The sequence below is a fragment of the Aquamicrobium sp. LC103 genome (assembly GCF_001014615.2).
GTDB lineage: Bacteria > Pseudomonadota > Alphaproteobacteria > Rhizobiales > Rhizobiaceae > LBCQ02.
Genome location: NZ_LBCQ02000012.1, coordinates 214,656 through 233,940, shown reverse-complemented (window position 1 = coordinate 233,940; position 19,285 = coordinate 214,656). Strand labels below are relative to the sequence as shown.

Annotated in this window: 21 protein-coding genes; 13 read left to right on the top strand and 8 right to left on the bottom strand. The window is 63.6% G+C overall.

What is annotated here, in order from left to right:
• Window positions 1-10: 10 nt before the first annotated feature.
• The 5 genes from XW59_RS22910 to XW59_RS22890 form a co-directional block, all read right to left on the bottom strand.
• Window positions 11-1,072 carry a Gfo/Idh/MocA family oxidoreductase gene (locus XW59_RS22910; protein ID WP_047147846.1) on the bottom strand — a complete coding sequence of 354 codons (1,062 nt, stop codon included), beginning with the start codon at window positions 1,070-1,072 and terminating at the stop codon, window positions 11-13.
• A complete protein-coding gene (locus XW59_RS22905; protein WP_047147847.1) occupies window positions 1,069-1,908 on the bottom strand; it encodes a carbohydrate ABC transporter permease in 840 nt (279 codons plus the stop codon). Before XW59_RS22905 ends, XW59_RS22910 begins: the two co-directional genes overlap by 4 nt.
• A 12-nt stretch (window positions 1,909-1,920) precedes the next feature.
• The gene (locus XW59_RS22900) at window positions 1,921-2,844 is read right to left on the bottom strand and encodes a sugar ABC transporter permease (RefSeq protein ID WP_047147848.1); all 924 of its coding nucleotides are present in this window, start codon (window positions 2,842-2,844) and stop codon (window positions 1,921-1,923) included.
• A gap of 258 nt (window positions 2,845-3,102) precedes the next feature.
• A complete protein-coding gene (locus XW59_RS22895; protein WP_047147849.1) occupies window positions 3,103-4,362 on the bottom strand; it encodes an ABC transporter substrate-binding protein in 1,260 nt (419 codons plus the stop codon).
• 22 nt (window positions 4,363-4,384) lie between these two features.
• A complete protein-coding gene (locus tag XW59_RS22890; RefSeq protein WP_047147850.1) occupies window positions 4,385-5,308 on the bottom strand; it encodes an N-acetylmuramic acid 6-phosphate etherase in 924 nt (307 codons plus the stop codon).
• A gap of 199 nt (window positions 5,309-5,507) precedes the next feature.
• Between XW59_RS22890 and XW59_RS22885 the strand changes: the two genes are divergently transcribed.
• The 5 genes from XW59_RS22885 (at window position 5,508) to XW59_RS22865 (ending at window position 10,258) form a co-directional block, all read left to right on the top strand.
• Complete coding sequence (locus XW59_RS22885; protein WP_047148044.1) at window positions 5,508-6,383, top strand: N-acetylglucosamine kinase; 876 nt, start codon at window positions 5,508-5,510, stop codon at window positions 6,381-6,383.
• A 1-nt stretch (window position 6,384) separates the two neighbouring features.
• Window positions 6,385-7,170 carry a GntR family transcriptional regulator gene (locus tag XW59_RS22880; RefSeq protein WP_047147851.1) on the top strand — a complete coding sequence of 262 codons (786 nt, stop codon included), beginning with the start codon at window positions 6,385-6,387 and terminating at the stop codon, window positions 7,168-7,170.
• Window positions 7,167-8,198 carry an SIS domain-containing protein gene (locus XW59_RS22875; RefSeq protein WP_047147852.1) on the top strand — a complete coding sequence of 344 codons (1,032 nt, stop codon included), beginning with the start codon at window positions 7,167-7,169 and terminating at the stop codon, window positions 8,196-8,198. Before XW59_RS22880 ends, XW59_RS22875 begins: the two co-directional genes overlap by 4 nt.
• Window positions 8,195-9,361, top strand: coding sequence for an N-acetylglucosamine-6-phosphate deacetylase (gene nagA, locus XW59_RS22870; RefSeq protein ID WP_047147853.1), 1,167 nt, complete (start codon window positions 8,195-8,197; stop codon window positions 9,359-9,361). The genes XW59_RS22875 and nagA overlap by 4 nt, the downstream gene beginning before the upstream one ends.
• An 81-nt stretch (window positions 9,362-9,442) precedes the next feature.
• Window positions 9,443-10,258: a Ku protein gene (locus tag XW59_RS22865; RefSeq protein ID WP_047147854.1), complete on the top strand. Its 816-nt coding sequence runs from the start codon at window positions 9,443-9,445 to the stop codon at window positions 10,256-10,258.
• Window positions 10,259-10,260: 2 nt separating this feature from the next.
• Here the strand turns inward: XW59_RS22865 and XW59_RS22860 are convergent, their stop codons facing one another.
• The 3 genes from XW59_RS22860 to XW59_RS22850 all read right to left on the bottom strand — a co-directional run bounded on the left by XW59_RS22860 (window position 10,261) and on the right by XW59_RS22850 (window position 12,789).
• Entirely contained in the window at window positions 10,261-11,076 is an 816-nt protein-coding gene (locus tag XW59_RS22860; protein ID WP_047147855.1) for a Ku protein, read from the bottom strand.
• 73 nt (window positions 11,077-11,149) lie between these two features.
• Window positions 11,150-11,875, bottom strand: coding sequence for an SDR family NAD(P)-dependent oxidoreductase (locus XW59_RS22855; protein ID WP_047147856.1), 726 nt, complete (start codon window positions 11,873-11,875; stop codon window positions 11,150-11,152).
• 107 nt (window positions 11,876-11,982) lie between these two features.
• Window positions 11,983-12,789, bottom strand: coding sequence for an IclR family transcriptional regulator (locus tag XW59_RS22850; protein ID WP_047147857.1), 807 nt, complete (start codon window positions 12,787-12,789; stop codon window positions 11,983-11,985).
• A 161-nt stretch (window positions 12,790-12,950) separates the two neighbouring features.
• On the opposite strand from XW59_RS22850, the gene XW59_RS22845 reads away from it, so the two are divergent.
• The 8 genes from XW59_RS22845 to XW59_RS22810 all read left to right on the top strand — a co-directional run bounded on the left by XW59_RS22845 (window position 12,951) and on the right by XW59_RS22810 (window position 19,270).
• Complete coding sequence (locus XW59_RS22845; protein WP_047147858.1) at window positions 12,951-13,472, top strand: 2,4'-dihydroxyacetophenone dioxygenase family protein; 522 nt, start codon at window positions 12,951-12,953, stop codon at window positions 13,470-13,472.
• 306 nt (window positions 13,473-13,778) lie between these two features.
• Complete coding sequence (locus tag XW59_RS22840) at window positions 13,779-14,588, top strand: ABC transporter permease (RefSeq protein ID WP_047147859.1); 810 nt, start codon at window positions 13,779-13,781, stop codon at window positions 14,586-14,588.
• On the top strand, window positions 14,585-15,391 hold the full coding sequence (locus XW59_RS22835; protein WP_047147860.1) for an ABC transporter permease: 807 nt from the start codon (window positions 14,585-14,587) through the stop codon (window positions 15,389-15,391). The genes XW59_RS22840 and XW59_RS22835 overlap by 4 nt, the downstream gene beginning before the upstream one ends.
• Complete coding sequence (locus XW59_RS22830) at window positions 15,388-16,146, top strand: ABC transporter ATP-binding protein (protein ID WP_047147861.1); 759 nt, start codon at window positions 15,388-15,390, stop codon at window positions 16,144-16,146. The genes XW59_RS22835 and XW59_RS22830 overlap by 4 nt, the downstream gene beginning before the upstream one ends.
• Window positions 16,143-16,484, top strand: coding sequence for a hypothetical protein (locus tag XW59_RS22825; protein ID WP_047147862.1), 342 nt, complete (start codon window positions 16,143-16,145; stop codon window positions 16,482-16,484). Before XW59_RS22830 ends, XW59_RS22825 begins: the two co-directional genes overlap by 4 nt.
• Complete coding sequence (locus tag XW59_RS22820) at window positions 16,481-17,542, top strand: ABC transporter substrate-binding protein (RefSeq protein ID WP_047147863.1); 1,062 nt, start codon at window positions 16,481-16,483, stop codon at window positions 17,540-17,542. Before XW59_RS22825 ends, XW59_RS22820 begins: the two co-directional genes overlap by 4 nt.
• A 93-nt stretch (window positions 17,543-17,635) precedes the next feature.
• The gene (locus XW59_RS22815) at window positions 17,636-18,418 is read left to right on the top strand and encodes an SDR family oxidoreductase (RefSeq protein WP_047148045.1); all 783 of its coding nucleotides are present in this window, start codon (window positions 17,636-17,638) and stop codon (window positions 18,416-18,418) included.
• Window positions 18,419-18,523: 105 nt separating this feature from the next.
• The gene (locus XW59_RS22810) at window positions 18,524-19,270 is read left to right on the top strand and encodes an SDR family oxidoreductase (protein WP_047147864.1); all 747 of its coding nucleotides are present in this window, start codon (window positions 18,524-18,526) and stop codon (window positions 19,268-19,270) included.
• Window positions 19,271-19,285 lie beyond the last annotated feature (15 nt).

Below are 19,285 nucleotides of genomic sequence, written 5' to 3'. Positions count from 1 at the left end.
GTCCAATCTGTTAGAGTTTGACCGCGTGGCCCGTCCGCACGCTCTCGTCGGCGGCAAGGCAGACGCGCAGCGACTTGACCGCGTCGTCCATGTGGCGGGTAAGGTCGAGATCCTCGCGGATCGCCTTGAGAACGAAGGCCTGCTCACGGTCGCAAAGCGCCTGATGGTCGGGCTCGCCCTCCATAGAAAGATGGTCGTCGGACTTGAGGAACTTTCCGTCGGGCCCGGTTTCGGACCTGTGGAGGCGAATGACCGACGTCCGGGTGTGGGTGTCGATGTCGTCGGACTTGGCGCTCTCGTCCATGACGATCGAAACGCAGCCATTGGGCGAGATCACATCCTTCACGAAAAAAGCGGTTTCCGACATCATCGGCCCCCACCCCGCCTCGTACCAGCCAACCGAACCATCGTCGAACAGCACCTGCAGGTGCCCGTAATTGTACATGTGCGGTGCGACCTCCTCGGTCAGCCGCACGCCCATGCCGCGCACCTGCACCGGCCGGGCGTCGGTGATCTGGCACATGACGTCGAGATAGTGGACGCCGCAGTCGACGATCGGCGACGTCGTCTTCATCAGCTGCTTGTGCGTCTCCCATGTGGGACCGCTCGACTGCTGGTTGAGGTTCATGCGGAACACGTAGGGCCCGCCGAGCCTGCGTGCTTCCTCGATCAGCCGCATCCACGAAGGATGATGGCGCAGGATATAGCCGACCACCAGCTTGCGGCCGTTCGCCTTGGCGGCGGCAACGACACGTTCGGCATCGGCGACCGTGGTCGCCAGCGGCTTTTCGACGAAGACGTGAGCGCCCGCCTCCATCGCCTTGATCGCATAGGCGGCGTGGCTGTCCGAATAGGTGTTGATCGAGACGAGATCGGGCGCCAGCTCCTTGATTTCGTCATCGAGCGAGCGCCGGATTTCGTGTCCACCGAGCTCGACGGGCAGCGGCACGTCCGACCGGTTGACGAGCGAGACGATCTCGAAGCCAGGGTTCTTGGCATAGGCGAGCGCATGGCTCCGGCCCATATTGCCGAGCCCGGCGACGAGAACTCGAACGGGTCTTTCAGAAGTCACTTCACCGCTCCCGATGTGATGCCGCGGATGAGCTGCCGCGAGAAGATGAGGTAGAGGACGAGTACCGGCACGATCGCGAGTGACAGCGCCGAAAGCACCGCGTTCCAGTTGGTCACGAACTGCCCGAGGAATATCTGCACGCCGAGCGTGATCGTCTTGGTCGGCTCGGCCGGCGCGAGGATCAGCGGGAACCAAAGGTCGTTCCAGATCGGGATCATGGTGAAGACGGCCACCGTCGCCATCGCCGGCCGCAGCAACGGCAGGACCAGGCGGAAGAAGATGCGGTACTCGGAGAGCCCGTCGATCCGGCCGGCATTCTTGAGGTCGTCGGAAATCTGCCGGGTGAATTCGGACAGGATGAAGATCGCCAGCGGCAGGCCTTGCGCGGTATAGACAAGGATCAATGCCGTTCGCGTGTTGACGAGGCCGCTCGCCACCATGAGCTGCAGGATGGCGACCGTGCCCAGCCGGATCGGGATCATGATGCCGAGCGCGAGGTAGAGCCCCGTCAGCGTGTTGCCGCGGAAGCGGTATTCGGCGAGGGCGAAGGCGGCCATTGCGCCGAACAGCAGCACCAGGAACAGCGACACGACGGTCACGATCAGGCTGTTCTGAAAATAGAGGAAGAAGTCGCCCTGCACCATCACGGTCCGATAGCCGACCAGGTCGAAGGTCTCGGCGGTCGGCGGCATCAGCGGCGAACGGAATATCGCTTGACGCGACTTGAACGAGTTCATGACGATGAGGATCACCGGGAAGAGCGCGATGATCGTGTAGGCGATCAGGATCGCATGCGCGGCGATCGTGCGCGGCAGGGAGGAACGGGCCTGGCTCATCCTTCCCTCCCCTCAGAACTGATAGCGACGCAGGCGCGTCTGGATGGCGAAAAGATAGAGGCAGACACCGGCGAGGATGATGAAGAACATCATCGAGGCGATGGTGGCGCCCATATGCGGATCGCCGAGCTGCAACTGGAAGCCGAAAAAGGTGCGGTAGAGAAACGTGCCGAGAATGTCGGTCGAGAAGTTCGGTCCCGCCAGCGCGCCCTGGGCGGAGTAGATCAGGTCGAAGGCGTTGAAATTGCCCACGAAGGTGAGCACCGAGATGATGCCGATCGAAGGCAGGATCAGCGGCAGCTTGATCTTCCAGAATTGCGCCATGCCGGTGATGCCGTCGCATTCGGCGGCCTCCAGAATCTCGTCGGGGATTGCGAGAAGAGCGGCGTAGATCAGCATCATCGGAATGCCGACGAACTGCCAGACGGAGATCAGGCTCAACGTCGTCAGCGCATATTCCGCCTTGCCGAGCCAGGGGGTGAAGAGGCTCTTCAGGCCGACGAGGTCGAGCAGGTTGGGCGCGACGCCCCACAGCGGCGAAAGGATAAGCTTCCAGGCGAAGCCGACGATCACGAAGGAAAGAATGGTCGGGATGAAGATCGCGGCACGGTAGAAGGCGCTGAAACGCAGCTTCGGATGGCTGAGCAAAGCCGCCAGGAGGATGCCAATCGGATTCTGCACCAGCATATGAACGACGAAGAACCAGACATTGTTGCCGAGCGCGTTCCAGAAACTCGCCGACCAGCGAGGATCGGTCAAAAGCGCGCGGAAATTCTCGATCCCCACGAAGGCCTGCTCGCCGCCGGCATTGCGAAACAGCGAAAGCTGCAGCGTGCCGAAGAGCGGCAGGATCATTACCGCCGTGTAGACGAACACGGCCGGCGCCAAAAACACCAAAATATGCCAGCGGAAAGGTTTCTTGATCCTAGTCGCCATGAATGCGCCGTCGCGAGCCTTTTGCAGTATCGATGACGATATCCCCAAAGGGGAGCTTCCGGCCATCTTCAATCTTGAAAGGAGGGTACCCGACTGGAAAGGAAGGACCCGAGGCAGGCTGCCGATACCCGGCCAGCCTGCCCTACCCTGTGGAAACAAGGAGGGAAGCGGGGGACGGATCGACGGACGTCTACCGCTTCTCCTGCGCTTCCCCGTTCACATTCTTTCCGGCCCTCCCGGCAAGAGAGGCCGAGTATCTTATTTCGCCGGCTTGTACCAGCTATCGAGGCCCTTCTGGAGTTCGGCCGCCGCGGCCTCCGGCGTCTCGGTGCCGTTGATCACATTGGCCGACTTCACCCAGGTTTCGTTTTCGAGATTGGGCGTGCCGCGCGACAGGATCTGATAGGTCGAGCGGATGGTGGGCTCGCACTTCTCGCGCCATGAGACGAATTCCTTCGCCAGCGGGTCCTCCATCTCGACGGGCGTCGACGACAGGCTGAAGAAGCCCGGCAGCGCGTTGGCGTAGATGGTTGCGAATTCCGGCGAGGCGACCCACGTCAGGAAGGTTCTGGCGGCCTCGGCATTGGCGCTCTTCGCGTTGAGGCCGATGCCGATGTCGTTGTGGTCGGAGATGTAGCAGGTGTCGCCCGCCTTCCTCACCGGCGGCGCGAAGGCGCCCATCTTGAAGTCGGCCTGGGTGTTGAACACCGAGATTTCCCACGAACCGGCGGGGAAGATGGCGGCACGACCAAGCGTGAAGAGGTTCTGGCTGTCCGGATAGCTCTGCGCTTCGAAGCCGTCGCCGAGATAGTCCTTCCATTTGGCGAGCGTGGCGAAGGGCTCGACCCATTCCGGATCCGTCAGCTTCTGCTCGCCCTTGATGAGCGCCAGGCGCCCTTCCTCGCCGTGCCAATAGGTCGGGCCGATGTTCTGGTAGCCCATGGTCGCGGCTTCCCACAGATCCTTGGTGCCCATCGCCATCGGAATATAGGTGCCGTCCTCCTTGATCTTGTCGAGCACGGCGAAGAATTCCTCCTCGGTCGTCGGCGGCGTGATGCCGAGCTGCTCGAAGGCGTCCTGATTGTAGATGAAGCCGTGAATGACCGAGGCCATCGGCACGCAGAAGGTGCTCTTGCCGTCGTCTGTGGTCCAGGCGGACTTTGCGACGTCGGAGAAGTTCTCGATGCCCGAAAGGTCCGTCAGGTCGGCGAGATGGCCCTTGTTGAACAGCTCGAGCGAGGCGTCGAAGGGACGACAGGTGATGAGGTCGCCGGCCGAGCCCGCATCGAGCTTCGCATTGAGGGCCGCATTGTATTCCGTCGGCGCTGACGGCGAGAAAACCACCTTGATCCCGGGGTTCTTCGCCTCGAAGGCGGGAATCAGTTTCTCCTGCCATATGGCGAGGTCGTCGTTGCGCCAGCTTTCGATGGTGAGCGTGGCATCCTGCGCGGCGGCCGCTCCGGCAAAGCCGAGAACGCTTGAGCCCAGCAGAAGCGCCGTGATTGCCTTGATCGTCATTTCATCCTCCCTTTTGACCTGTTCAGGTTCCGTGTTTGCGAGACGCGCCGTGGCCTTCCAACAGCGAGAGCGCCGCTCTGAGATTCTGGCCGGAACTATCGAGGAGCGCCCGAGCGGCACGTCCATCGGTGGCGCCGGCTTCGAGAAGAACGGCGATCTTGACCGAGCCTCCCGCCTCGCCGAGACGCCGATGCGCCTGTTGGGGGTCGCAGCCGCTGATCGCCGCGACCATGCGCGCCGCGCGTTCCCTCAGCTTGATGTTGTCGGCATGGAGATTGATCATGTATCCGTCGTGGACATGGCCCAGATGAACCGCCATGAGCGTCGACATCATATTGAGGGCGATCTTCTGCGCGGTGCCCGCCCCCATTCTTGTGGAGCCGGCGATCAGTTCCGGCGGCGTGGCAAGCACGACGCCGATATCGGCAAGCGATACGAGCGGAGTGCCGGCATTATTGGCGAACGCGATGGTCGTCACGCCGCGGCTTTTGGCCTCCTCGATCGCGGCGACGGCATAGGGCGTGGAGCCGCTGGCCGATACGGCGACGAGGCAGTCGCCCTCCCCCAGCCCGGCAGCGGCGACTGCGCGGCGCGCCTCTTCGGTATCGTCCTCGACCGCGCCGGCAAGGTTGACGAGCGCCTCGGTTCCGCCGGCAAGCATGACGACGATGCGGTCGCGCGGAATGCCGAACGTGCCGGGCAGTTCCAGCGCGTCGGCCAGCGCCATCAGGCCCGAGCTTCCGGCGGCTGCATAGGCGACGCGGTTGCCGCTCCGCAGCGATGCGGCGGCGGCTTCCGCGGCTTTGGCGATGGTTTCGATGGCATCGTGGACGGCGCTTGCCGCTTCGACCTGCGCCTCGGCGAGATGCCGCAGCACGGTCCGCGGGGCTTCAAGGTCGAGCCCTTGCGCATTCCGATGCTGCTCTTCGGTCCGGCGTAGCGTCATCAAATCCTCCCACTCACCAGACCATACCAAAAAAATACCACTTGTCCAGCAAGGTTAATGCTTTTCACCGGAACGCAGAAAATTCCTGGCACATCCAAGCATTTCCACTCGGTTTTCGTTAACACGCGGCCTGGAAGCCAAATTGGCGCTTGGCTATTGGTATTTTATTGGTATCATCAAGGTTGGAGGAAAATTCGGCGTGAAATTGATACTCGGCATCGACGGCGGCGGCACAAGCTGCAGGGCGGCACTCGCCAGGACGAGCGGCGAAGTGCTCGGCTACGGCAAAAGCGGCTCGGCCAACATAATGACGGATTTGCACGGCGCCCGCGACAGCATCGTCGAAGCGGCCCGGCTCGCCTTCGCCGACGCCGGTCAGAATCCGCTGCTCCTGTCTTCCACGCCCGCGGTGCTCGGCCTCGCCGGCACGAATGTCGGCGACTATCGGCAGCAGCTCCTCGAAATTCTGCCCTTCCATGAAAGTGCCGTCGAAAGCGACGCACTGATCGCGCTTCATGGCGCCCTGGGCCGGCATGACGGGGCGATCGCGATCATCGGCACCGGCTCGATATTCATGTCCCGCAGAGGACGGCAGACACGGACGATCGGCGGCTGGGGGTTCAAGCTGGGTGACCTCGGCGGCGGCGCGCGCCTCGGCCGGGATCTTCTGGAGGAAGCGCTGCTTGCCCATGATGGCATCCACGATGGATCGAGCCTCGCGCGGGCGGTTCTCCAGCATTTCGAAAACGATCCACGCAACCTCGTGGAATTCGCGGCCAGGGCGAAGCCGCGCGATTTCGGTTCCTTCGCGCCGATGGTGTTCGAGCACTTCGCGCAAGGCGACGCCGTGGCCGAAACCCTCGTCGCAAGATCGGTCGACAATATCGAAGAGGCTCTGGATACGCTCGATCTCGCCGCGGGCGAGCGACTTTGTCTTCTTGGCGGACTGGCCGATTTCGTGGCGCCGCGCCTTTCGCCGGGATACCGGAAAATTCTCGAGCCGCCGCTGCGCGACGCGCTTGGCGGGGCGGTCGAAATGGCGGTCGAGCTTTTCGGCAAGAGCGGGAGCGGCTGACATGTCCGACCTGGCTGAACAAATATTTTCCACGGTCAAGGACGGCGGACAAAACGGTGCTCCGCTCTATATCCGCCTGAAACGGAACATCGAGGAGGCCGTGCTGCGCGGAATCATCAGCCCCGGCGACGCCCTGCCTTCGGAGCGCGACATCGCCGCCAAGGCGGACGTGTCGCGCGTCACCGTGCGCAAGGCGGTGCAGGATCTCGTGCGAGGCGGAATCCTGGTCCAGCGCCACGGCTCCGGCACCTTCGTCGCCCCGCGCATGGAGCGTGTCGAGCAGTCGCTTTCGCGGCTCACCTCCTTCACGGAGGACATGGCACGGCGTGGGCTCAATGCCCGGTCGGTCTGGTTCGACCGCGGCGTCTATTCCCCTTCGCCGGAAGAGATGATGGTCCTCGGCTTGTCCTCCAACGAGATGGTCGCGCGCATCGCGCGTTTGCGGATCGCCAACGAGACGCCGCTGGCGATCGAGCGCGCATCGCTGTCAGCGACCGTCCTGCCCGATCCGACAGCGGTTTCCGGATCGCTCTACCTCGCGCTGCAGGAAACCGGCCACCGGCCGATCCGCGCCGTTCAACGAATTTCGGCCACGAATCTCGGCGAGGCCGACGCCGAACTGCTCGCCGTGCCGATCGGCTCGGCGGGTCTCAACATCGAGCGCATCTCCTATCTGGCCAGCGGCAAGGTGATCGAGTTCACCCGCTCCATCTATCGGGGCGACACCTATGATTTCGTCGCCGAGCTGAGGCTTGGCGATGCCGACGATATTGGAGAAAGGCGATGATTTCGGGACCCACGCATATGATGCGCGAAATCAGGGAGATTCCCGAGGCGACGGCGCGGCTGCTCAGCGCCTCGGGCAAGATGCTCGGCGAAGCCGGCGCGGCGGTTCGCGAGCGCGATCCGCGCTTCCTGGTAACGGTCGCGCGCGGTTCTTCGGATCATGTCGCAGCGTTCCTCAAATATGCCGTCGAGCTGACGGCCGGCATTCCGGTCGCCTCGGTCGGACCGTCCATCGCCTCGATCTATGGCGCAAGGCTCCGGCTCGCTGGCTCCGCCTGTCTCGCGATCTCGCAATCCGGCAAGAGCCCGGACATCGTCGCCATGGCGGAGGAGGCGCGGAAGGGCGGCGCGCTCGCGATCGCGCTCACCAATACCGCGGATTCGCCTCTTGCGCGTGCCTGCGACTTTCCGATCGACATCATGGCGGGCGCCGAGAAGAGCGTGGCGGCGACCAAGACCTTCGTCAATTCGGCAGTCGCCGGTCTCGCGCTGATGGCGCACGCGACGCAGGACGAGGCACTGCTTGCCGCGCTCGGCGAGCTTCCCGGGCACTTCGAAAAAGCGATCGCCTGCGACTGGATGGGACTTGCCCCGGCGCTTGCCGGTCAGAATTCGCTCTTCATCCTCGGACGAGGCCCCTCCTTCGCCATCGCCAACGAAGCGGCGCTCAAATTCAAGGAAACCTGCGGCATGCATGCCGAGGCATACAGCGCGGCGGAGGTGATGCACGGGCCGCTCGCGCTCGTCGGCCCGGGCTTTCCGATCATCGCGCTCGCCGCGCGCGACTCCTCCGAAGCCTCGATGATCGAGGCGGCGGACGCTCTCCATGCCAAACAGGCGGCCGTCTTCGTTACCTCCAAGGGGAAGACGAAGGCCGCCCCCCTGCCCTTCGCCGCCACCGGCCACCCGCTGACGGACCCCTTGGCGCTGATCGTGTCCTTCTACGGTTTCGTGGAAGCTTTCGCCCGGCATCGCGGGCTGAACCCCGACGAGCCGCGGAATCTGAATAAAGTGACGGAAACCCTATGAGCGAAATCACGGCATTTGCGGGCGCGCGGATATTCGACGGCGAGCAATGGCATGAGAACGCGGCGCTGATCGCACGCGGAGGGGTCATCGAGAGGATAGTTCCGGAAGCGCAAATCCCCGGAGGCGCTGTTCTTCATCGGTTGGAAGGCGGCATTCTCGCGCCGGGCTTCATCGACCTGCAGGTCAATGGCGGTGGCGGCGTGATGCTGAACGACCGCCAGGATGTCGAGGCGATCCGCATTATCTGCGAGGCCCACGCCCGGTTCGGAACGACAGCCCTGCTGCCCACGTTGATCAGCGACACTCCGGAAGTCACCGCGGCAGCGGTCGAGGCCGGTGCCGAAGCGGGCCGACGGCGCGTACCCGGCTATCTCGGGCTCCACCTCGAAGGTCCGCATCTGACGCTGGCCCGCAAGGGCGCGCACGACCCGGCGATGATCCGTCCGATGGAGGACGTCGACGAAGCGGCGATCCTTGATGCTCACGGCAAGGTGCCGGTGCTGCTGGTCACTCTTGCGCCGGAAGCGGCCGCGCCGGAGCGTGTCCGCAGGCTTTCGGAGGCGGGCGTCGTGGTGAGCCTCGGCCATTCGGATGCCAGCCGCGACGCGGCCCGGGAGGCTGCGTCTGCCGGGGCGTCGATGGTGACGCATCTCTTCAACGCGATGAGCCAGATGGGAAACCGCGAGCCCGGGCTCGTCGGCGCGGCACTCGACTCTGGAGAACTGGACGCGGGCCTGATCGCCGACGGCTTCCATGTCGATCCCGCGATGATCGGCATTGCGCTTCGCGCCAAGAAAGGCCCCGGCCGCATCTTCCTCGTCACCGACGCGATGGCGACGATCGGCACGGACATGCGCTCCTTCACGCTGAACGGGCGCCTGATCCGGCGCGAGAACGGACGTCTCACACTGGAAGACGGCACGCTTGCCGGCGCCGACCTCGACATGATCTCCGCCGTCCGCTTCGTGCATGAAAAGATAGGCCTGCCGCTCGAGGAAGCGCTGCGCATGGCTTCGCTTTATCCCGCCCGCGCGATGCGTATCGATGATGATTACGGCCGGCTTGGCCAGGGCGCCCGCGCCGATCTCGTGCATCTCTCGCCTGCGCTCGACGTCGAAAGCGTATGGATCGAAGGACGAAAAGTCTTCGGCGCGAACGGCTGAGCCTCGCGGCTCTGCTTTTTTCGCCGCGGAACCGGATTCGAGGCAGCGCGTTTTCCGCAAGGCTCATCTGGAGGGTAAGAGATGGCGCGCGCGGCATTCTGGAAAGGCTACCTGAAGCTTTCGCTGGTGACCTGCCCGGTGACGATGACACCGGCGACGACCGAGGGGGAGAAGGTTCGGTTTCACACTTTGAACAAGGAGACCGGCAGGCGGGTCAAAACCCGCTATGTCGATTCCGAGACTGGAAAGCCGGTCAAGGAGGACGACGAGGTCAAGGGTTACGAGACTTCCGACGGACAGTTCGTGACCTTCGAGGACGAGGAACTCGAAGCCGTGGCGCTCGAAAGCGTCCGGACGATCGACATAGACACCTTTGTCAAGAAGGACACGATCAACTGGATCTATTACGACAGCCCCTATTACGTCGCACCCGACGACAAGGTCGGCGAGGAAGCCTTCGCCGTGATCCGCGAGGCAATGGCCTCGAAGGGCGTCGTCGGCATCTCGCGCGTCGTGCTTTTTCGCCGCGAACGCGCCGTCATGCTGGAGCCGCGCGGCAACGGCATCGTGCTCTGGACGCTGCGCTACGGCAACGAGGTTCGCGACCCGGCCGACTATTTCTCGACCATCGACGACGAAAAGGCTGAACCCAAACTGCTCAAGATGATCACCACGCTGATCGACGAACGCTCGGAGTCCTGGTCCCCGTCGATGGTCCAGGACCCGGTCCAGACGCAGTTGAAGGCCATCATAGCCGAAAAGCGGAAAAAATCCGGCAAGGCGAAGAAAAAGCCCGACGAGGAACAGGACGGTCGGGGCGCCTCGAACGTGGTCGACCTGATGGGCGCCCTGAAGAAGAGCCTGGAGAAATCGGAGAAGAAGCCCTCCAGGAAATAGGATCAGGCGGCCTTCCTGCCTTTTGCTGCGGTCTTCTTCTTGCCGGCCGTTTTCGCGCTCTGGCGCAACGCCTCCATGAGGTCGACGACCTTTCCTTCCGCCTTGCGTTTCGGCACCTTGATCGGCCGGCCCTCGATCTTCGCCCGCACCAGCTCAGCCAGCGCTTCCTCATAGCGATCGTCGAACGCCTTGGGATCGAACTCGCCGCTCATCGTGTCGATGATGTGCTCGGCGAGTTGCAGCATCTCCTTCTTGATCTTCGGATGCGGCGCGTCCTTGAATGCTTCCTCGGCGGATCGCACCTCGTAGTCGAAGTTGAGCGTGTTGGCGACGATGCCGTCTCCCAGGGGCCGCAGCAGCAAGCTTCGCGCGCGGCGGAACAGCACCGCCTTGGCAAGCGCGGCGACCTTCTGCTTCTTCATGCCCTCGCGGATCAGGCCGAAGGCTTTTTCGGCGACGCGGTCGACCGGCGCGATGAAATAGGGCTTGTCGAAATAGACGGTGTCGACATCGTCGCTGGCGATGAAGGCTTCGATGGAGAGCGTCTTGTCGCCCTGGGGGATGACCGCGTCGATCTCTTCCTGTTCGAGGATGATGTACTGGTTGTTGTCGGTCTGGTAGCCCTTGACCTGGTTTTCCTTGTCGACGGGTTTGCCGGTCTTCTCGTCGACGAATTCGCGCCTGACGCGATTGCCGGTGGTTTTGTTGACGACGTGAAATCGTGTCCGCTCTGCGGTCGAAGCCGCCGTATAGAGCGCGACCGCACAGGTGATTTCGTCGATCTTGAGATAGCCCTTCCACTGAGCCCGAGGTGCCATTGGAACTCTCCCGGAAAGGCGAATCAACGCCGGCGGCGGGAGTTTGTTCCGCGAAGGATGCGCGGTGGCGAGTTCAATAGGTGGCGCGGCCGCCCGAAAGGTCGAAGATCGCGCCGGTGCTGAACGAGCAGGAATCCGAGCAGAGCCACAGCACCAGTTCCGCCACTTCCTCGGGCTCGCCGAGCCGCTGCATCGGGCTCTTGCCGATCATGATCGCGACATGTTCCGGGCTCATCTGGTCGAGCAGGCCGGTGCGCACGGCGGCGGGCGCTATCGCATTCGCCAAAATGCCGGAGCCGGCGAGTTCCTTGCCCAGCGACTTGGTCATTGCGATCATGCCGGCCTTCGCCGCGCTGTAGGCGGCTGCGTTGGCCGTGCCCTCCTTGCCTGCCAGCGAGGCAACGTTGACGACCCGGCCCCAGCAATTTTTCCTCAGTATCGGAACCACGGCGCGGCAGACATTGAACGTACCCGTCAGGTTGATGCCGATGATCCTGTCCCATTCGGCGGGATCGTAGGATTCGAGCGGGCCGGTGGCTCCGGCGTAGCCGGCATTGTTGACGAGGATATCGATCTTTCCCAACGCGTCTTCAGTGCGCCTGGTCGCATGCTCGACCGAAGCCCGGTCCGAGATGTCGACCCTTGCCTGGAAAGCAGCATTCTCCGGCGGGGCGATGTCCCAGACGGCAACCGATGCTCCCGCACGCTCCAGCGCCGAGCGAATTGCCGCGCCGATGCCGGTGGCACCGCCCGTCACGACGGCGACGCGGCCGCTCAAATCATACGATGCAAGACTCACGTTCCTTCACCCTCCCGCTATGGTCGCTATGAACCAGCACCAACCGGACGTATCCGGCCTTTCCCGCCCATGCCGCGCGGCACCCTTAACCGGAATCTTCGGGGGCTTCAGATGATGGTCGAAAGCGCCGCCGAGATATTTTTCACCGCCCTTTTCACTTCTTCCACATAAGATTGTTCCGCAGCCTTATCAAAACGATAGAGCGGAATACTGAGGCTGACGCCGCCGACGGGACTGCCGTTTCGGTCGAGGATAGCGCCGCCGAAGCAGCGGATTTCGCCTTCGTTCTCCTCGTTGTCGATGGCGTAGCCGTTCGCGGCCGTTTTCTCGAGTTCCGCGTAAAGCGCGGCGCGCGTGATGATCGTATTGGCGGTGATCCGCCGAAGATCGAGCGCCTCCACGGTCTCCTTGCGTCGGACCGGAGAGAGTGCCGCAAGATAGGCTTTGCCCACGGAGGTCGAGTGCAGATCGACGCGCGTACCGATCCGCGAGGCCATACGCACGGTGCGCGGGCTTTCGAGCTTGTCGATATAGACCATGCAATGACCGCTCGGCACGGCGAGATGCACGGTTTCGCCGGTTGCGTCGCGGAGTGCTTCGATATGTGCACGCGCCACCGAGCGCAGGTCGGATGCTTCCCAACTCCTCGAGGCAAGGCTGATCAGCCGGTGCCCGAGTTGGTAGGCTCCGTTCGTGGTTTCCACGATCAGGCCTTCCGCCGCCAACGCCGTGACGATGCGGTAAAGCGTGCCGCGCGGATATGGAAGGGTTTTCGTGAGCTGGCCGATGTTCAGCTTGCCCGGCTCGTCGGCGATCGCCTGCAGCACGGTCATGAACTTCGAGAACGCCGCCGCCCCCTGCACGTGGGGAGCATCGTCCGAAGACCTTGAGGGCTTTCGTTCGGCGTCGGTCATGCAGCGAAATCTCCATTGGTGAATGCGCTTGACAAATGCCGAAGCACCGGACTATCGATAATGTGGACATGTTGACCACATTATGGTCAATCAAGTCAAGCCGTTTGAGCGATTGAGGCCGCAAAGGCTTTCGTCGCCCGGTTGACGGGAGGAGCGACGCGATGGACGAGAAGACCGAAGACAAGTGGCAACCCTATCGCAAGGCGCAGCCGAGGGAGTCACCGCCCGAACTCATCGTGCCCAACGCCATTCCGACGGATGATCGCATCTGGGTTCCCGTCGAGGAGAACGTCTGGTTTCGCCCGCTGCTGATGTGCGTTTCGCGCGGCTACTGGATGAACCTTCTGAAGGTGCGCAAGTCCGGCGTGCTTTCCCGCCATCGCCACCCCTTGCCTGTTCACGGCTTCGTCTTGAAAGGCGAGTGGCGCTATCTCGAACATGACTGGGTGGCCACCGAAGGCGGCTATGTCTACGAGGCGCCGGGCGAGACCCACACGCTGGTCGTAGACAAGCATGTCGAGGAGATGATCACACTGTTCCAGGTGAACGGCGCGATGATCTATGTCGATCCGGATGGAAATACAGTCGGTTACGACGATGTCTTCACACGCATCGACAAATGTCGCGCGCACTATTCCAAGAACGGCTTGGGTGAAGACTATATCGACCAGTTCATTCGCTAGGTGGTCGGTTCGCTTCCAGCGGCGAATGCGACGCGGGAGACGAAAATCGAAAGCGGCGCGGTGAGGTTGCTCGAAAAATCATGACCGCGCGGCTCCTGGAGGTGGGGCCGCACGGCCGAGGAGATCGATCCGGATCGCTTCGGCGCCGAAAATTAGAGGGAGGAGAAATGCACGTCCTTGGCGCGCGATCGCGCAAAGCACGTAGAGGGAGGTTGTTGCTTCCGAGCCTGCGCGGCATTTCGCGCAGCGATGGAGCCGACAGCGTGTCGCCTTCGGATGGAACGACGAGACCGGCGGGATACGGCCATGTCGGTTGACGCCGTCACGCAATGGTCGCCGCTGCCCTACCGACGCACCTGGCAGGCGGTGAAATTCGTCGCGCCGCTGCTTTTCCTCGTCGTGCTCTGGCAGGCGGTGGTGACGATCTTCGATGTCAACCCGCGCATCTTCCCCGATGTCGGCACCGTTGCACGGGCGGGTTGGGAAACGATCCGCGACGGTTCGCTGTGGACCCATGTCGGGGCGAGCCTCTGGCGCGTTTCGGTGGGCACGGTGCTGGCGATCGTCATCGCGGTTCCGCTCGGCATCGCGATGGGCGTGAGCAAGGGCGTGTCCGACTTTCTCACGCCGCTCTTCCGCTTCTTTTCGGTGCTCGCCGGCATTGCCTGGATTCCGATCGCCACGCTGTGGTTCGGCTACGGTTTCGGGGCGATCACCTTCGTCATCTTCAACGCGGTCTTCTTCGTCGTCGCCTACAACACGCTGCTCGGCGTCTCGACCATACCCATGCCCCTGCGCCACGCCGCCGCCTCGCTCGGAACGACGCGCTGGCGAATGCTGACGGAAGTACTCCTGCCGGGATCGCTGCCCAACATCGTCACGGGCATCCGCACCGGGATGGGCTTCGCCTGGCGCGGCCTGATCGCGGCTGAAATGATCGCGACCAATACCGGCCTCGGCTACATGCTCTTCCTGGCGCGCGACTTCTACCGCACCGAGATCATCGTCTTCGCCATGATCGTCATCGGCCTGATCTGGCTCATCCTCGACCGCCTGCTCCTGGCGCCGATCGAGCGCGCGACCGTCGAACGCTGGGGAATGGTGCAACGGTCATGAGCGCGCTTCACGTCATATGGGGCTACTACGTCCGGTTTAACGCGCGCTGGCCGGCGCTGGCCGCCTTCATTCCCTTCGTTCCGCTGGTCCTCGCATGGACCGTCGTCGTGAGGCTGGAACTCTTTCCGCCCGTGTTTCTGCCGGGGCCGGGAGACGTCGCGCGAAAGGCTTGGGAACTGCTCTACAAGGGCATCCTGACGGACTATCTCGCCGACAGCCTGGGACGGCTCGCGGTCGGCGCGGCGGTGGGAATGGCGATCGCGATTCCGCTCGGCGTCTTTGTCGGCCTCAACCGCAAGGCGTATGAATTTTCCTGGCCGATCCTCCTCTTCTTCCAGGCGATCGGCGACATCGCATGGCTGCCGATCCTGCTCGTCTGGTTCGGCTTCGGTCTGACGACGATGACCTTCGTCATCGTCTACACAGTGCTGTTTCCCGTGGTTCTCAACACGGTTCTCGGCATACGTTCGGCAAAGCCCGATCTCCACCGTGCCGCGCAGAGCCTCGGGGCCTCGCGCAGCCGCATCCTGTTCGAGGTGACGCTGCCGGGCGCCCTGCCGAACATCATCACCGGGCTGCGCAACGGCCTCGGTTACGGCTGGAGAGCGCTCATCGCCGCGGAGATCATCGTGGGCACGAGCGGCATAGGTTTCCTGATGTTCGACGCGCGCCGCGCCGGCTCGGTCGAGGAGATCGTCGTCGGAATGATCCTGCTCGGCGTGCTCTGGTACATCGTTGACAGCTGGGTCCTCGCGCCGATCGAGCGCGCGACGGGGCAGCGCTGGGGATTGGTGACGAAATGAAAAGCCTCGCTCTCGAAAGCCTGTCCAAGACCTATTTCGACCCGTATCGCGGCACGCAATTCACCGCGATCAAGGACGTCTCGCTGAACGTCGAGGAAGGTGACTTCGTCGCCGTCGTCGGACCGTCCGGCTGCGGCAAGTCGACGATCCTGAACATGATCGCAGGCTTCGTTCCGGCCACCGGCGGACGCATTCTGGTCGGAGGCCGCGAAGTGAGCGGACCCGGCCGGGATCGCGGAGTGGTGTTTCAATCCTTCGCGCTGTTTCCCTGGAAGACCGTCATCGAGAATGTCGCCTTCGGACCGAAGATGCGCGGGATCGGCAAGGCCGAACGGAACAGGATTGCGCAGGAATATCTGGAGCTGGCCGGGCTCGGCCACGCCGCCGACCGATACCCGAACGAACTTTCGGGCGGAATGCAGCAGCGTGTCGGCGTCGTGCGCGCGCTCGCCAACGAGCCCGACGTGCTGCTCATGGACGAGCCCTTCGCCAGCGTCGACGCGCAGACGCGCATGACGCTGCAGGAGGAGCTCACGCGCATCTGGGAGGAGCGGCGGCCGACGGTGGTCTTCATCACGCATGACGTCCCCGAAGCGGTGTTCCTGGCAAACAGGGTCGTCGTGCTCACGCGCGGCAACGTCCTGGCCGAGGTCGACATTCCGCTCGCAAGGCCGCGCGTGTGGGACAGCCTCGTCGAGGACGACGAGTTCAAGTCGCTGTCGAACCAGGTTCTGCAGTTGGTGCGCTCGGCATGAACATGCTGCGGGAAGCAATCAGGTCCACGAGAGGCAGGATCATCCTTGCCGCGCTGGCGGCGATCTGTGCCTGGCAGGTGTGGTTGAGCCTGGCCGCGCCCGGCAAGATAGCCCCGGGAATAGATTCGGAGAAACGGCGGGTCGACGTGCTTGTCACGCTCCCCTTCCCGCCCGAGCGATTCCACATCCAGAAGTTTCAGAAATTCGGCCGGATCTCCGGCACCAAGGGGAATTCCGTGCAGTTGCGCGGAGTAAACAGAGCGGTCCTTCAAGCGCTTGCAAGGCCTTTCTGGGTGAAGCAGGTCGAGCCGCTCGCAACAGGAGGAGAAGGTTCATGAGGAGATTGGCATTCGCGCTGGCCCTGGCACTTTCATTGCCGGGCGCGGCAAATGCTCAGGACGACGATCTGGTCGAGCTCAATGCCGGCATGGTGTCCGGCATCGACCAGATCGGACTTGCGATAGCCCTTGAGCAGGGCTTTTTCGAGAAGCAGGGCCTGGAGGTCAATATCGCCAACCCGTACGCTACCGGCGTCGACGCGCTGAACGCGCTCCAGGCCGGCGAGATCGATACGGTCCAGGTCGGCGTTCCGATGATCGGGGCGGTCGTGCGCGGAATGGATCTGGTGGCGCTCGGCAACTACAGCGGCAATGCGGCGCAGCTCGGCTCGGACACGACGGTCGCGCTCATCGCCCGCGACGGATCGGGCATTTCCGGGGATGACCTGTCGACGCTCGAGGGCAAGCGCATCGCGGCTTCGTTCGGCACCATCAACCACCTCTACATTCTCGCGCTGCTGGAATCGGCTGGCCTGACGGTCGACGACGTACAACTCGTCAACACCCCTCCCCCGGACATGACGGTGGCGCTTCTGGCCGGCGGCATCGACGCCTTCGTCGGCTGGGATCCGTGGCCGATCGTCGCCCAGAAGGATGTGCCGGGCGCCTATCAGGTGGTTCGCGGCGGCAACCACATCTCCTATCTCGGCTTCAACGTGGCGATGCGCGATTGGGCGGCGGAGAATGGCGAGACCATCGAGAAGTTCCTCGCCGCGGTCTCCGAGGCCGACAAATGGATGCGCGCCAATCCATCGGAGGCAGCTCAGGTCGCGACGCGCTGGATTCCGGGCCTGAATGCGGAAGTCGCGGAGGAAGCCATGCGCTACAACGTCCAGCAGGCCGACCGCCGGCTTTCGGCAAACAACTACAATGCATTGTGGAGCGCGGTCGACCGGCTGAACCGCCTCGGCTTCATCGACAAGACGTTCGATGTGAATGCGCATATCGAGCCCGCGCCCATCCTCAAGGTGATGGAGACCCATCCCGATCTCTTTTCGGATCTGGCGGAAATTCCGCAGGAAGCCCGGATAACGGAAGGATACGAGTTCCAACCCTGAGCGGGACAATGCATTATGCGTCCCGCCGCCTTCGTGGCGGGACGCGAATCGAAACAGCCGTGTCCAACGGCCCACAAACCGAGAGACAGTGACGTGGATTTGGGAATCAAAGGCAAGACAGCAATCGTGTGCGGTGGCTCCAAGGGCCTCGGACGCGGTTCGGCGGAAAAGCTCGCGGAGGCGGGCGTGCGTATCATCCTGAACGCGCGTTCGGAAGGACCGCTCAAGGAAACGGCTGCCGAAATCGCCAAGCGCTACGGTGTGGAGGTTGTGCCCGTGGCCGCCGACGTGACGACACCGGAAGGTCGGGAAAAGCTGCTCGAGGCGGCACCCAATCCGGATATTCTCGTCAACAATGCTGGCGGCCCGCCGCCCGGCGTCTGGTCGGACTGGGGCGAAGAGGAATGGCAGGCGGCTATCCGCGCCAACATGCTGTCGCCCATCCACCTGATCACGGCCGTGCTGCCGGGGATGATCGAGCGTCGCTGGGGCCGCATCGTGAACATCACGTCCGGCTCGGTGAAGGCACCGATCCCCGCGCTCGGCCTGTCGGGGGCGGCGCGCAGCGGCCTCACCGGCTTCGTCGCCGGCACGTCGCGCCAGGTGGCACGCCACGGCGTCACCATCAACAACCTCCTGCCCGGGCAGCACGAGACGGCGCGTATCGAGTCGCTGATGAACAACACCGCCAAGAGCAGGGGTGTCACCGTGGAGGAAGCCCGCGCCGCGGCCTATGCCGCAAATCCGGCCGGGCGCTTCGGCACGACGGAGGAATTCGGCGCGGCCTGCGCTTTCCTGTGCAGCGCCTATGCCGGCTACATCGTCGGCCAGAACCTGCTCCTGGACGGCGGCGCGTTCAACTCGACGCTGGGCTGACACCGACAAAAAGCAGTCTTGTCTCCCGCCGGCATAAGGCGGCGGGAGCCGGGAACGACGACGCCAATCAGGAGGAAGCGAGTGGGGACGATCAGGCAGGATGCCATGGATGCCGGCTGGGCCGAGCGTTTCTTTTCCCGCCGGCGCGTGCTCGTCACGGGCGGCAGCTCCGGCATCGGCGCGGCGATAGCCGCGGGCTTTGCCGCGGCAGGCGCCGAAGTGACGGCAACCGGCGTCACGGAGGTGGAGATCGTGGCCGCGGCGGGTGAAGAACGGCTCTCCGGCGTAAGCTTCCACCAGCTCGACGTGCGTGACAACGCGGCGGTCGATGATCTGTTGAGCTCGTTCGAACGCCTCGACGTCGTGGTCAATTGCGCCGGGGTCATCAGGCGCGGCGACGAGCTCGATCCGGAAGTTTTCGCGTCGGTCGTCGATATCAATCTCATAGGCGCCATGCGCGTCTGTGCCGCGGCCCGGGCGCCTATGGCAAAATCCGGCGGCGGCGCGATCGTCAACCTCGCCTCCATGCTTTCGTTCCAGGGCGGCGGGCTGGTGCCGGGCTACGCCGCCAGCAAGGGCGGGATCGCGCAGATGACCAAATCCCTGGCAATCGCCTACGCTTCCGATGCGATCCGCGTGAACGCGATCGCGCCGGGCTGGATCGCGACTCCGCTGACGCAGGATCTGCAGGCGGACCCGACCCGCAGCGAGGCGATACTGGCGCGCACCGTGCTCAAGCGCTGGGGCCAGCCGGAGGATATGGTGGGCGGGGTCCTGTTCCTGGCCTCGCCCCTTGCCGCCTTCATCACGGGGACGATCCTGCCGATCGACGGCGGTTATCTCGTCACCTGAGCCAAGCCGCACGCC